Origin of the sequence: Mycobacterium sp. MFM001 (assembly GCF_003402475.1) — a bacterium.
GTDB lineage: Bacteria > Actinomycetota > Actinomycetes > Mycobacteriales > Mycobacteriaceae > Mycobacterium.
Map to the genome: position 1 here is coordinate 110,100 of NZ_BFAB01000007.1, position 13,848 is coordinate 123,947.

Below are 13,848 nucleotides of genomic sequence, written 5' to 3' on the forward strand. Positions count from 1 at the left end.
GGTTAGGATTCACAGAAGTTCCCGGTTGCCCGCCACACGTCTTGGAGGAGCTCTTGACAACCGAAGCGCCCCCGCTGGGAGAACTCGAGGCGAGTCGTCCGTTCCCAGCCCGCATGGGTCCCAAGGGCAACCTGATCTACCGCCTGGTGACCACCACCGATCACAAGCTGATCGGGATCATGTACGTCGTCACCTGCTTCGTCTTCTTCTTCATCGGCGGCCTGCTGGCGTTGCTGATGCGCACCGAGCTGGCCGCGCCGGGGCTGCAGTTCTTGTCCAACGAACAGTTCAACCAGCTGTTCACCATGCACGGCACGATCATGCTGCTGTTCTATGCCACCCCGATCGTGTTCGGCTTCGCCAACCTGGTGATGCCGCTGCAGATCGGCGCACCGGACGTGGCCTTCCCGCGGCTGAACGCGTTCTCCTACTGGCTGTTCTTGTTCGGCTCGCTGATCGCGATGGCCGGGTTCATCACCCCTGGCGGCGCCGCGGACTTCGGCTGGACCGCGTACACGCCGCTGACCGACGCCATCCACTCGCCCGGGGCCGGGCCGGACCTGTGGATCATGGGCCTGATCGTCGCCGGTCTGGGCACCATCCTGGGTGCGGTCAACATGATCACCACGGTGGTCTGCATGCGCGCGCCGGGTATGACGATGTTCCGGATGCCGATCTTCACCTGGAACATCCTGGTGACGTCGATCCTCGTCCTGCTGGCCTTCCCGCTGCTGACCGCGGCGCTGTTCGGGCTGGCCGCCGACCGGCACCTGGGCGCACACATCTACGACTCGGCCAACGGCGGAGTTCTGTTGTGGCAGCACCTGTTCTGGTTCTTCGGGCACCCCGAGGTCTACATCGTGGCGCTGCCGTTCTTCGGCATCGTGACCGAGATCTTCCCGGTGTTCTCCCGCAAGCCAGTCTTCGGCTACACCACGCTGGTGTACGCGACCATGTCGATCGCGGTGCTCTCCGTCGCGGTGTGGGCGCACCACATGTTCGCGACGGGAGCCGTTCTGCTGCCGTTCTTTTCGTTCATGACGTATCTGATCGCGGTGCCCACCGGGATCAAGTTCTTCAACTGGATCGGCACCATGTGGAAGGGCCAGTTGACGTTCGAGACACCGATGCTGTTCTCGATCGGTTTTGCGCTGACCTTCCTGCTCGGCGGTCTGACCGGTGTGCTGCTGGCCAGCCCGCCGCTGGACTTCCACGTCACCGACACCTATTTCGTGGTCGCGCACTTCCACTACGTGCTGTTCGGCACCATCGTGTTCTCGACCTTCGCCGGGGTGTACTTCTGGTTCCCGAAGATGACCGGCCGGCTGCTCGACGAGCGGCTGGGCAAGCTGCATTTCTGGTTGACGTTCATCGGGTTTCACACCACGTTTTTGATCCAGCACTGGCTGGGTGACGCCGGTATGCCGCGCCGCTACGCCGACTACCTGCCCACCGACGGCTTCCAGATGTACAACATCGTCTCCACGATCGGGGCGTTCATCCTTGGGGCGTCGATGCTGCCGTTCGTCTGGAACGTCTTCAAGAGCTGGCGCTACGGCGAGGTCGTCACGGTCGACGACCCGTGGGGCTACGGCAACTCGCTGGAGTGGGCCACCAGCTGCCCGCCGCCGCGGCACAACTTCACCGAGCTGCCCCGAATCCGTTCGGAGCGGCCGGCTTTCGAATTGCACTACCCGCACATGGTGGAACGGATGCGCGCCGAGGCTCACATCGGCCGAGGACCGCATCCCTCCGGCGGCGACGTCACCGAAGCCGACGACGTCGAAGTCCGCAGCTGACCGTCGTCTCGAGGTGACCGTGCCGAAGGTGTCGGTGCTGATCACCGTCACCGGTGTCGACCAGCCAGGTGTGACGTCCGCACTGTTCGAGGTGCTCTCGTCGCACAAAGTTGAGCTGCTCAACGTCGAACAGGTGGTGATCCGGGGCCGGCTGACGCTGGGCGTGCTGGTGTCCACCACGCCGGAGGTGGCCGAGGGCGACGCGCTGCGCGCAGACGTCGCGGCGGCCGTCCACGCCAAGGGCCTGGACGTCACGATCGAGCGCAGCGACGACCTGCCGATCATTCGGGAGCCGTCGACGCACACCATCGTGGTGCTGGGCCGCCCGATCACCGCGGAGGCGTTCGGCGCGGTCGCCCAGGAGGTGGCCAAGCTCGGCGTCAACATCGACGTCATCCGGGGCATCTCGGACTACCCGGTCACCGGGCTGGAGATGCGGGTCTCGGTGCCGCCAGGCATCGGCGGGCAGCTGCAGGCGGCGATGACGCGGGTGGCCGCCGACGCCGGCGTCGACGTGGCGGTCGAGGATTACAGCCTGTCGCGGCGGGCCAAGCGGCTCATCGTGTTCGACGTCGACTCGACGCTGATCCAGGGCGAGGTCATCGAGATGCTGGCCGCCCGGGCCGGCGCCCAGGAGGCCGTCGCCGCGATCACCGACGCCGCCATGCGCGGCGAACTGGACTTCGCCGCGTCGCTGCACCAGCGGGTGGCCACCCTGGCAGGGCTGCCCGTCGAGGTGGTCGAGGAGGTCGCGTCGCAGCTGGAACTGACCCCGGGCGCGCGGACCACGCTACGCACGTTGCGGCGCTTGGGTTTTCACGTGGGCGTGGTCTCAGGCGGGTTCCGGCAGGTGATCGAGCCGCTTGCGCACGAGCTGATGCTCGACTTCGTCGCCGCCAACGAGTTGGAGATCGTCGACGGCAAGCTCACCGGCCGGGTGGTCGGCCAGGTCATCGACCGGGCGGGCAAGGCCAAGGCGCTGCGCGACTTCGCCCATCAGGCCGGGGTGCCGATGGAGCAGACCGTCGCGGTCGGTGACGGCGCCAACGACATCGACATGCTGGCCGCGGCGGGGTTGGGCGTGGCATTCAACGCCAAACCGGCGCTGCGCGAGGTCGCCGACGCGTCGCTGAGCCACCCGTATCTGGACACCGTGCTGTTCATTCTCGGGGTGACCCGCGGCGAGATCGAGGCCGCCGACGCGGTCGACGGCGTGCGCCGCCGGGTCGAGATTCCGCCCGAGTAGGGTGCCAGGGTGGCCGAATCCGCAAGTGAGGCAGCCGACCCCGACCTGCTGATCGACTTTCACGACATTTCGCTGCGCCGCGACGGACGGGTGTTGGTCGGGCCGGTCGACTGGTCGGTCGAGCTCGACGAACGCTGGGTGATCCTGGGCCCCAATGGCGCCGGCAAGACGTCGCTGCTGCGCATCGCCGCCGCCGCCGAACACCCGTCGTCGGGGGTGGCGTATGTGCTCGGTGAGCGGCTGGGCCGCGTCGACATGTCCGAGCTGCGCGCCCGGGTGGGCCTGAGCTCCTCGGTGCTGGCGCAGCGGGTGCCCGGCCACGAAGCGGTACGCGACCTCGTCGTCTCCGCGGGCTACGCGGTGCTGGGCCGGTGGAAGGAGCGCTACGAGGACGTCGACTACCACCGGGCGATCGACATGCTGGAGAGCCTGGGCGCCGAGCACCTGGCCGACCGCACCTACGAAACCCTCTCGGAGGGGGAACGCAAGCGGGTGCTGATCGCCCGCGCGCTGATGACCGACCCCGAGCTGCTGCTGCTCGACGAGCCGGCCGCCGGCCTGGACCTCGGCGGCCGCGAGGAGCTGGTGGCCCGGCTGACCGACCTGGCCGCCGACCCGGACGCGCCGGCGCTGGTGCTGGTCACCCATCACGTCGAGGAGATCCCGCCGGGCTTTTCGCACTGCATGTTGCTGTCGGAGGGTCAGGTCGTCGCGTCGGGCCTGCTGCCCGACGTGCTGACCGCCGAGAACCTGTCCCGGGCGTTCGGGCAGTCGATCGCCGTGGACGTCATCGACGGGCGGTACTTCGCCCGTCGCACCCGCACCCGCGCGGCGCACCGGAGGCGGGCATGAGCGCACCCTTGCCGGTACGGCCGGCGGCGACGGTGATGCTGGTCCGCGACACCGACGACGGCATCGCCGTCTTTTTGATGCGGCGGCACTCGAAAATGCACTTCGCCGCCGGCGTGATGGTGTTTCCGGGCGGCGGGGTCGACGACCGCGACCGCAACGCCGAGATCGCCTGGGCCGGACCGGAACCGTCCTGGTGGGCCCAGCGGTTCGGCATCGAAACCGACCTGGCCGAGGCGCTGGTCTGCGCGGCCGCCCGGGAAACCTTCGAGGAGTCCGGCGTGCTGTTCGCCGGGCCGGCCGATGACCCGCACGGCATCGTCGGCGACGCCTCGATCTACCGCGAGTCGCGGCTGGCGCTTGCCGCGGGTGAACTGTCGTTCGCCGATTTCCTGCGCACCGAGAACCTGGTGTTGCGCGCAGACCTGTTGCGGCCGTGGGCCAACTGGGTCACCCCGGAGGCCGAACGCACCCGCCGCTATGACACCTATTTCTTCGTCGGCGCGTTACCGGCGGGGCAGCGCGCCGACGGCGAGAACACCGAATCCGACCACGCCGACTGGACGACCCCGGAGGCGGCAATCGAGGACTTCTCGGCCGGTCGCAGTTTCCTGCTGCCGCCGACCTGGACGCAGCTGGACTCGCTGGCCGGTCACACCGTCGCCGACGTGCTGGCGGTGCAGCGCAAGATCGTTGCGGTGCAACCGGACCTGGCGGTCAAGGGCGACAACTGGGAGTTCGAGTTCTTCGACTCCGACCGCTACAACCAGGCGCGGGGCCGGCGGTGGCCGTGACCGAGTTCGTCAGCGTCCACACCGACGCCAACCGGCCCGGCGTCGCGACCCTGTTGCTGTCGCGGCCGCCGACCAACGCGATGACCCGCCAGGTCTACCGCGAAATCGCCGGGGCCGCAGCGGAATTGGGCCGCCGTGACGACGTCGCCGCGGTGATCTTGTTCGGCGGGCACGAGATCTTCTCGGCCGGCGACGACATGCCGGCGCTGCGCGCGCTGACCACGGCGGAGGCCGAGACCTGGGCGCGGGTACGCCGCGAGGCCGTGGACGCCATAGCGGCAATCCCGAAACCGACCGTCGCCGCCGTCACCGGATACGCGCTGGGCGCCGGACTGACCCTGGCGCTGGCCGCGGATTGGCGCGTGGCCGGCGACAACGTGCGGTTGGGCGCGACGGAGATCCTGGCCGGCCTGATTCCCGACGGCGACGGCCTCGCGCGGCTGACCCGCACCGTCGGCGGCAGCCGGGCCAAGGAACTGGTGTACAGCGGGCGGTTCTTCGACGCCGAAGAGGCGCTGGCTTTGGGCCTGATCGACGACATGGTGGCCCCGGACCACGTGTACGACGCCGCCGCGGCGTGGGCCGCCCGGTTTGTCGACGGCCCGCCGTACGCGCTGGCCGCCGCCAAGGCCGGCATCGACGACGTCTACGCGCTGGCACCAGCCGAGCGGCTGGCCGCCGACCGCCGCCGCTATCTGGACGTGTTCGCCCGTGCCGTTAAGCTGGGCCACCATGACCAGGACTGATCCGGCGCCGCAGCCCCACGCCACTGCCGAGCAGGTGGAAGCAGCGCGGCACGACAGCAAGCTGGCCCAGGTGCTCTACCACGACTGGGAGGCCGAGAACTACGACGAGAAGTGGTCGATCTCCTATGACCAGCGCTGCGTCGACTACGCGCGCGACTGCTTCGACGGCGTTGTTCCCGACGACGAGATCCACCGGCTGCCGTACGACCGGGCTCTTGAATTAGGTTGTGGCACAGGCTTCTTCCTGCTAAACCTGATCCAGTCCGGGGTGGCCCGGCGCGGCTCGGTCACCGACCTGTCGCCGGGCATGGTCAAGGTCGCAACCCGCAACGGGCAGTCGCTGGGCCTCGACATCGACGGCCGGGTGGCCGACGCCGAGCGCATCCCCTACGACGACGACACCTTCGACCTTGTGGTCGGACATGCGGTGCTGCACCACATTCCCGACGTCGAGCTGTCGCTGCGTGAGGTGCTGCGCGTACTTCGGCCGGGCGGGCGGTTCGTGTTCGCCGGCGAGCCGACCACCGTCGGCGACGGCTACGCCCGGGCGCTGTCCACACTGACCTGGCGCGTCGCCACCAACGTCGCCAAACTGCCCGGTCTGGGCGCCTGGCGGCGACCGCAAGCCGAGCTCGACGAATCGTCTCGAGCTGCGGCGCTGGAGGCCGTCGTCGACCTGCACACGTTTGCCCCCGGCGACCTGGAAAGGATGGCCGCCGCCGCCGGCGCCGCCGACGTGCAGACCGCCACCGTCGAGTTCACCGCCGCGATGGTGGGGTGGCCGCTGCGCACGTTCGAGTACGCGGTGCCTTCTGAGCGACTGGGCTGGGGATGGGCCAAGTTCGCGTTCACCAGCTGGAAGACGCTGACCTGGGTCGACGAGAACGTCTGGCGGCGGGTGGTGCCGAAGGGCTGGTTCTACAACGTGATGATCACCGGGGTCAAGCCGTCCTGAAGTTCGGGCTCGACGACGTTGCCTACCTGGCATCGGAGGCGGGTTTCGCGGCGCTGGCCGAGGTGGCCGGCTTCGAGTTGACCGACTTGGTCGGGGATGTTTCCGCGATACGGGCCCGGTTCGGCGAGCGCACACCGGCGTTGGTGGAAACCGTGCTGCTGCGACGACGCGCGGCCGTCAAACTGCCGGGCACGGGCGATTGGCTGTTCACCGACGAGGCGCTGCAGCAGGCCAGCGCCGCACCGGTCGCCCGGCATCGCGCGCAACGGCTGGCCGGCCTCGTGGTGCACGACGTGACGTGTTCGATCGGCACCGAACTGGCGGCGCTGCGGGGTTGCGCCGCGCGGACGGTCGGCAGCGACATCGACCCCGTGCGGCTGGCGATGGCGCGGCACAACGTGGGAGATGTCGCGCTGTGCCGCGCCGACGCGCTGCACCCAGTCACCCGCGACGCGGTCGTCGTCGCCGACCCAGGGCGACGCAGCGGCGGGCGGCGCCGATTCAACCCGCGTGACTACCAGCCGGCGCTGGACGCGTTGCTCGACGTCTACCGCGACCGCCCGCTGGTTGTAAAGTGCGCTCCCGGAATCGACTTCGACGCCGTGCGACGTCTGGGCTTCGACGGCGAGATCGAGGTGACCTCCTACGGCGGCTCGGTTCGCGAGGCGTGTCTGTGGTCGGGCGCATTGGCCGAGCAGGGCGTGCAACGTCGGGCCACGGTGCTGGACCGCGGCGAACAGCTCACCGACGCCGAGCCGGACGACTGCCCGGTGCGGCCCGCGGGGCGCTGGATCGTCGACCCCGACGGGGCGGTGGTGCGGGCCGGTCTGGTGCGCCACTACGCGACGCGGCACGGGCTGTGGCAACTTGACCCCGACATCGCCTACCTGTCCGGCGACCGGTTGCCGCCCGGCGTGCGTGGTTTCGAGATTCTCGAGCAGCTGGCGTTCGACGAGCGACGGCTGCGTCAGGCGCTGGCGGCGCTGGACTGCGGCGCCCTGGAGATTCTGGTCCGCGGCGTGGACGTCGACCCCGACGCGTTGCGGAAGCGGCTGCGGCTGCGCGGCGGGCGAGCTTTGTCGGCGGTCGTCGCCCGGATCGGCTCCGGCGGGACGGTGTTCGTTTGTCGTCCGTCGCGATGAGCGCCCCGGTAGGCTGGCCGGGACGGCGGCTGCGCCGTCTTTTGAGTTTGCGAGGACACATCGACGATGCGCACTGTGATCGCGGCCGCACTGCTGGCGGCCGGAGCCCTGGTGGGCTGGCCGGCCGGGCCGCTGGCCGTCGCCGACCCGTCGTGCGCCGGCATGGGCGGCAGCGTCGAGAGCGGGCAGACGTGTCATGTGCACACCTCGAACGCCACCTACACGCTCGACATGAAGTTCCCGGTCGACTATCCCGACCAGCAAGCCCTGACTGACTACCTCACCCAGAACCGCGACGGGTTCGTCAACGTCGCGCAGACGTCGGGGCCGCGCGACCAGCCCTACCAGATGGAAGTCACCTCCGAGCAGTACCACTCGGGTAAACCGCCGAAGGGCACCCAGAGCGTGGTGCTCAAGGTGTTCGAGGACCTGGGCGGGCCGCGGCCATCGACCTTCTACAAGGGTTTCAACTACGACCTCGACAAACGCCAGCCGATCACCTTCGACACGCTGTTCGCGCCGAACAGCAAGCCGCTGGACGCCATCTATCCGATCGTGCAGCGCGAGCTCGGACGTCAGACCGGGCTGGGCGGCGCGATCCCGCCGGGCACCGGCCTGGACTCGTCGCACTACCAGAACTTCGCGATCACCGACGACTCGCTGATCTTCTACTTCGCGCCCGGGGAACTGCTGCCGCCGTTCGCCGGCCCCGCCCAGGCGCAGGTGCCGCGCAACGCGATCCCGCCGCTGGCGGTGTAGCGGGTCGTCGCGCGGCGACCCGTCCCCCTGGCCGCTTCGCGGCTGGGGGTGCCCCCAGCGCCCGGCTTCGCCGCGCTTGCGATCGCCGCTACGCGGGTGAGTAGCTGTACACCTGGCCGTCACTGGTGGCGGCGACCACCCGGCGGTCATGGCCGATCGACACCCCCACCGGGTAGCCGGTCGCTTCGGGCAGCGGATAGCTGTTGAGGGTGTGGCCGTCGCGCGGATCGAAGACGAGCAGTGACATGCCGTGTTCTTTGGCCACCGCGTAGCCGACGTCGCTTCCGGCCAGGCTCGACGTGGACAGCGGGTTGACGTCGTCGCGGCGCCAGACCTGTTCGGCGTGATCGCCGGCGTCTTTGAAGGCGACCAGCTGCGTGTCGGGACCGCCGCCGGACACGATCAGCCCGCCCGGCGTCAGGGCCGGCGGCGTCTGCGCCAAGAACTTCAGCGGCGCTGACCATTTCGGCTTTCCGTCGGCGGCGTGCAGCGCCCACAGCCGTTGGTCGCGGCCGTTGACGTAGACGGTCGAGCCGTCGGCGGACAACACCGGGCTGGCCAGCACCCCGGCTGCCACGGCGTCGCTGGTCCACTCCCGGGTGAGCAGCGGGTTTTGGCCACGGTGGTATTTCAGCCCGACCAGCGTCGCCGCGGGTGCGCCGGGTTGCCACAGTCCCAGCACCACCGACCCGCTCGCCGGAGAAAATGCCGGCGCCGCGGCAACCGGGCAGCCGGGCCGAGCCGGCTCACAGTCGGAAAGTCCACGGGTGGGATCGGTCGGATCGACGCCCTCCACCAGATCCAGCGGGCTACCGACCACGGTGCCGCGGTGGGCGTCGAACACCAGCACCTGACCCAGATGGGTCACCACCAGCAACTGACCGCCGTCGAGAATCCTTGGGGTGGAAGGCATTCCGATCACCGGGGCCCGCCAGCGGGTCCACTGGGTGGGCGGAAAGGACATCATCGCACCGGGCTGGCCGACATAGACGTTGTCGAAACCGTCGAACAGGGGGCCGGCGAAGCCGCCGCCCTGGACCAGCCGGACACACCAGCGCTGCCGGCCGTTGTCGTCGTTCTCCCACTCCATCAGCGAACAGCCGGCCGGGGTTTGCGCGTTGAGCGTCATCCAGCCCCGGCCGCTCAGCGCCGGTGCCGCGGCCAGGCTGCCCTTCACCGACCGCGTCCAGTCCAGCTTCAGCGCCGTCGCGCCTGCGGTGGCGGTGTAGCTGGTGTTGGACGCGTCGGCGTATTGCGCGGGCCATCCTGGGGCGGGGGCGGCGTCGACCCACGAGTCGGTGTTGCGGCAGCCGGAGAGGGTCAACAGCACCACTGCGGCGCACGCGATGCGCCGAGCGTGGGGGCTATGGCGAAAGATCCCGGCTTTTGTGTCCATAACCCCCACAGTCGACGCAGGGGCAGCGGGCCGGGACACGGTGCCGAGAGTAACGGGTGCTTGCTGGATTAAGCTCTCCGGCCATGACGACAATGTGGGGGGCGCCCCTGCATCGCCGGTGGCGGGGATCGCGGCTGCGCGACCCGCGCCAGGCCAAGTTCTTGACGCTGGCATCGCTGAGGTGGGTGCTGGCCAACCGGGCCTACACGCCGTGGTACCTGGTCCGCTACTGGCGGCTGCTGAAGTTCAAGCTGGCCAACCCGCACATCATCACCCGAGGCATGGTGTTCCTCGGCAAGGACGTGGAGATTCACGCGACGCCGGAGCTGGCGCAACTCGAGATCGGCCGCTGGGTGCACATCGGCGACAAGAACACGATCCGCGCCCACGAGGGCTCGCTGCGATTCGGCGACAAGGTGGTGCTGGGCCGCGACAACGTCGTCAACACCTACCTCGACATCGAGATCGGCGATTCGGTGCTGATGGCCGACTGGTGCTACATCTGTGACTTCGACCATCGGATGGACGACATCACGATGCCGATCAAAGACCAAGGCATCGTCAAGGCGCCGGTCCGCATCGGGCCGGACACCTGGATTGCCGCCAAGGTGACGGTGTTGCGCGGCACCACCATTGGCCGGGGCTGCGTGCTCGGCTCGCACGCCGTGGTCAAGGGCAACATCCCGGACTACTCGATCGCCGTCGGCGCCCCGGCCAAAGTGGTCAAGAACCGCCAGCTGGCCTGGGAGACGTCGGCGGCACAGCGGGCCGAGCTGGCGGCGGCGCTGGCCGACATCGAACGCAAAAAGGCCGCGCGCTAACCATTGTTGCGGGTCGGGTCGGCGGGCCACCAGATGCGGTCACCGATCAACGCGAACAACGCGGGAATGACCAGGGTGCGAACGACGAAGGTGTCGAGCAGGATCCCGAGTCCGACGATGATGCCCAGCTGAGTCAGCACAATCAGCGGCAGCACGCCGAGCACACAAAAGACCGCGGCCAAAACGATTCCGGCACTGGTGATTACACCCCCCGTCACCGACACCGCGCGCATCATGCCGTCGCGTGCGCCATGGCCGGCTGCTTCCTCGCGGGCGCGGGTGACCAAAAAGATCGTGTAGTCGACACCCAGCGCTGCGAGGAACAAAAACGCGAACAACGGTGTGCTGTTGTCCAGCGCTGGGAATCCGAAGACGTGAACGCTGGCCCAGCCGCCCAAACCCAGCGCCGCCAGCGCGCCCAGGATGGTCGCGGCGAGCAGCGTCGGCGGCGCGAACACCGAGCGCAGCAGGATGTAGAGCACAATCGCGATGACCACCAGAATGGCCGGAATCACCACCAGCCGGTCACGCGCGGCGGCGTCGCGAATATCGAGCGCCTGGGCGTCCGCACCGCCCACCACAGCACCCGGGTTCGTTGTTCTGAGTGAATCACGCAGCACCGCAATGGTTCTGAAGGCATCATCTGACGACGGTGCCGCCTCGATCACCAACGACCACTTCGTCACATCGGGCGATGAATTCGACGCAGTCGCCGACACCACGCCGGGTGTGGCGTTGATCGCTTGTTGCACTCGGGTTTTGCTTGACGTGTGTGCGATCACCGTGGTCGGGCTGGCCAGGCCGGCGGGAAAGTGACTGGCCAGCGCCTGGAACCCGGTCACCGAGTCGGCCTCGACTCGGAATTGTTCTGTCTGCGACAGGCCGATTCGCAGACCCAGCAGCCCGGTGCCCATCACGGCCAGTACCGCGATCGCAACTACGGCAACCAGGGCCGGGCGCCGGGCAACCGACTCGGCCACGCGATGCCATGGCCCCGACTCGACACCCGGATCATCGCCCGGGTGCGGGATCAGCGGCCAAAACAGCCGACGGCCACACAACGCCAGCACCGGCGGCAACACCACCAGCACCGAGACTGCGGCGACCACCAGGCCGCACGCCGCGAGCACGCCCAGACTGCGGGTGCTGGGGATTACGGCGAGCAGCAGGGTCAACAACGCCAGCACCACCGTGGCGTTGCTGGCCACGATGGCCGGCCCGGCCCTGCTTACCGCGCGGCGCAGCGCCTCGCGGTGGTCGGTGTTGCGGCGAAGCTCTTGGCGGTAGCGCGAAATCAACAGCAGCGCGTAATTGGTGCCGGCCCCGAATACCAGCACGCTGGTGATCCCGGCGGTGGAGCCGTCAAAGGTCAGCCCGGTCAACCCGGCCACGGCGGTGCCGACCGCCGTCGCGACCCGATCGGCGAACCCGATGACCGCCAACGGCACCAGCCACAGCACCGGCGAGCGGTAGGTGGCGACGAGCAGCAGCGCCACCACCGACGCCGTCACCGCCAACAGCGTGATGTTGGCCCCCGCGAACGCGTTGGCGATGTCGGCGCCGAATGCCGGTCCGCCGGTGACATGAGCGCGAAGGTCCGGCGGCAGGCCAGTCGCCGCGGCGCGCCGCAGCGCGGCCACCGTGTCGTCGAGAGCCAGGCCGGACAACCCTGCGCTGACGGTCACCACGCCGACGGCGGCCTGCCCGTCGGTCGACACGGTCATCGGGGGAGCGGGGCTCGCGACGGCCTGCATCCGGGCGTGCGCCCGGTCGGCGGCCGCCACGTCCGGCGCACCCAGCCGGGAGCCGTCCGACCGGGTGACCACCAAGATCACCGGTGTCCGGTCGCCGTCGGGGAAGCGGGCGGCGAGTGCTTCGGCGCGGGCCGATTCGGAGCTCGGAGGCAGCGCCACTGGCGCCTGGCCTGCGGCGGTGTTGGCACCGATCAGCGCGATGAAACCGGCGGCGACGAGCACCGCTGGAAGGGCGATCAACCAGGAACGGCGGCCGGTCACGGCGGCGGCAAGGCGGTCCCAGGTCACCATTTCAGTTGCTTGCTCTAACTGGCTCCCGCGCACCGGGTTTCCAGCCGATTCAGCGGTCCGGCAGCGCGTGCTCGACGATCGGCAGCCGGGGCAGCGGCTGACGTTCGCGACGCTTGGCCGCCAGGTATACCTGCGCGGTCTCCCCGGCCACGGTGTCCCAGTCGAAGTCGGAGGTGAGCCGTTCCCGCGCGGCGTACGCGCGGCGCTGTGCGGCGGCGGGATCGTCGAGCACTGTGCGGACCGCGGTCGCCAGTCGGGCCACATCGCGTGGCGGGCACGACATTCCGGTCTGGCCGTCGATGACCGCCTCGCCCAGGCCGCCGATGTTCGTCGTCACCAGCGGTGTGCCGGCGGCGGCTGCTTCCAACGCGGCGAGCCCGAACGGCTCGTAGTGGCTGGGCAGCACCGCGGCGTCGGCGCGGTGCAGCGCGGTCAGCAGGTCGTCGTGGTCGAGCCGCCCGACGAACTTGGTGGCTTTGAGTACCCGGTGCCGGCGGGCCTGCTCGACGAGCCAGTCCTGCTGGGTGCCCTCCCCGGCGATGGTCAGCGTGGTACCGGGATGGGTGCGACGGATGCGGGGCAGCGCGGCGATCGCGTCGTGCACGCCCTTCTCGTATTCCAGCCGTCCCACATACAGCAGTTCCGCCGGTCCGGTGCGCGTCCGCCGCGGAGCGAAAGGCCAACGGGCAGCGTCGATTCCGTTGCGGATCACGGTGATCTCGGCCAGGCCCGGTCCGAACAGCTCGGTGATCTCGTCGCCCATTGACGCCGAACATGTGATCAGCGAATCGGATTCACGCACCAGCCACGACTCGACGGCGTGTACCTGCCTGCTGATCGAGCCGGAAACCCAGCCGGAGTGCCGGCCCGCTTCGGTGGCGTGGATCGTGGAAACCATTGGTACGTCGTAGAATTGGGCAAGCGTGATCGCCGGGTGGGCCACCAGCCAGTCGTGCGCGTGCACCACGTCGGGCGTGAAGTCCAGTGCCAGGCCGGCGCGGGTCATGGCGTGGCCCATCGCCAGGGTCCAGGCCATCATGTCGTCGGCAAAGGTGAACTCGTGCGGGTCCTGTGCCGCTGCAACCACCCGCACGCCTTCGCTGATCTCATCCGACGACGGGTGCGTGCTCGGGTCGGTGCCCGTCGGGCGACGCGACAGCACGACGACCTCGTGACCGGCCGCGACCAGTGCCGTGGCCAGGTGGTGGACGTGGCGGCCGAGCCCGCCGATCACCACCGGCGGGTACTCCCACGACACCATCAGGATCTTCACGTGCGGGTCCACTTCCGGCGCGA

Annotated in this window: 12 protein-coding genes; 9 read left to right on the forward strand and 3 right to left on the reverse strand. The window is 69.2% G+C overall.

Features of this window, described 5'->3' with window-relative positions:
- Positions 1 to 53 precede the first annotated feature (53 nt).
- The 8 genes from ctaD to MFM001_RS13990 all read left to right on the forward strand — a co-directional run bounded on the left by ctaD (position 54) and on the right by MFM001_RS13990 (position 8,290).
- On the forward strand, positions 54 to 1,799 hold the full coding sequence (gene ctaD, locus MFM001_RS13955) for a cytochrome c oxidase subunit I (protein ID WP_116376088.1): 1,746 nt from the start codon (positions 54 to 56) through the stop codon (positions 1,797 to 1,799).
- A gap of 19 nt (positions 1,800 to 1,818) precedes the next feature.
- Entirely contained in the window at positions 1,819 to 3,045 is a 1,227-nt protein-coding gene (gene serB, locus MFM001_RS13960; protein WP_192886952.1) for a phosphoserine phosphatase SerB, read from the forward strand.
- A 9-nt stretch (positions 3,046 to 3,054) separates the two neighbouring features.
- Complete coding sequence (locus MFM001_RS13965) at positions 3,055 to 3,897, forward strand: ABC transporter ATP-binding protein (protein WP_116375874.1); 843 nt, start codon at positions 3,055 to 3,057, stop codon at positions 3,895 to 3,897.
- On the forward strand, positions 3,894 to 4,688 hold the full coding sequence (locus tag MFM001_RS13970; RefSeq protein WP_116375875.1) for an NUDIX domain-containing protein: 795 nt from the start codon (positions 3,894 to 3,896) through the stop codon (positions 4,686 to 4,688). The genes MFM001_RS13965 and MFM001_RS13970 overlap by 4 nt, the downstream gene beginning before the upstream one ends.
- Positions 4,685 to 5,434 carry an enoyl-CoA hydratase gene (locus MFM001_RS13975; RefSeq protein ID WP_371685539.1) on the forward strand — a complete coding sequence of 250 codons (750 nt, stop codon included), beginning with the start codon at positions 4,685 to 4,687 and terminating at the stop codon, positions 5,432 to 5,434. The genes MFM001_RS13970 and MFM001_RS13975 overlap by 4 nt, the downstream gene beginning before the upstream one ends.
- Positions 5,421 to 6,389, forward strand: a complete 969-nt coding sequence (locus MFM001_RS13980) for a class I SAM-dependent methyltransferase (RefSeq protein WP_116375877.1) — start codon at positions 5,421 to 5,423, stop codon at positions 6,387 to 6,389. Before MFM001_RS13975 ends, MFM001_RS13980 begins: the two co-directional genes overlap by 14 nt.
- Complete coding sequence (locus MFM001_RS13985; RefSeq protein WP_160118019.1) at positions 6,323 to 7,531, forward strand: class I SAM-dependent methyltransferase; 1,209 nt, start codon at positions 6,323 to 6,325, stop codon at positions 7,529 to 7,531. The genes MFM001_RS13980 and MFM001_RS13985 overlap by 67 nt, the downstream gene beginning before the upstream one ends.
- A 66-nt stretch (positions 7,532 to 7,597) precedes the next feature.
- A complete protein-coding gene (locus MFM001_RS13990) occupies positions 7,598 to 8,290 on the forward strand; it encodes an esterase (protein ID WP_116375878.1) in 693 nt (230 codons plus the stop codon).
- A gap of 88 nt (positions 8,291 to 8,378) precedes the next feature.
- On the opposite strand, the gene MFM001_RS13995 is transcribed toward MFM001_RS13990, so the two are convergent.
- Entirely contained in the window at positions 8,379 to 9,638 is a 1,260-nt protein-coding gene (locus tag MFM001_RS13995; protein WP_371685546.1) for a PQQ-binding-like beta-propeller repeat protein, read from the reverse strand.
- 131 nt (positions 9,639 to 9,769) lie between these two features.
- Here MFM001_RS13995 and MFM001_RS14000 point away from each other — a divergent pair, with 131 nt between their 5' ends.
- Positions 9,770 to 10,507 carry an acyltransferase gene (locus MFM001_RS14000; protein WP_116375880.1) on the forward strand — a complete coding sequence of 246 codons (738 nt, stop codon included), beginning with the start codon at positions 9,770 to 9,772 and terminating at the stop codon, positions 10,505 to 10,507.
- On the opposite strand, the gene MFM001_RS14005 is transcribed toward MFM001_RS14000, so the two are convergent.
- Positions 10,504 to 12,552, reverse strand: coding sequence for an MMPL family transporter (locus MFM001_RS14005; protein WP_116375881.1), 2,049 nt, complete (start codon positions 12,550 to 12,552; stop codon positions 10,504 to 10,506). The genes MFM001_RS14000 and MFM001_RS14005 overlap by 4 nt on opposite strands.
- A gap of 49 nt (positions 12,553 to 12,601) precedes the next feature.
- Positions 12,602 to 13,825 (reverse strand): glycosyltransferase family 4 protein, encoded by a 1,224-nt coding sequence (locus MFM001_RS14010; RefSeq protein ID WP_116376090.1) that lies wholly within the window; start codon positions 13,823 to 13,825, stop codon positions 12,602 to 12,604.
- Between the last annotated feature and the right edge of the window lie 23 nt (positions 13,826 to 13,848).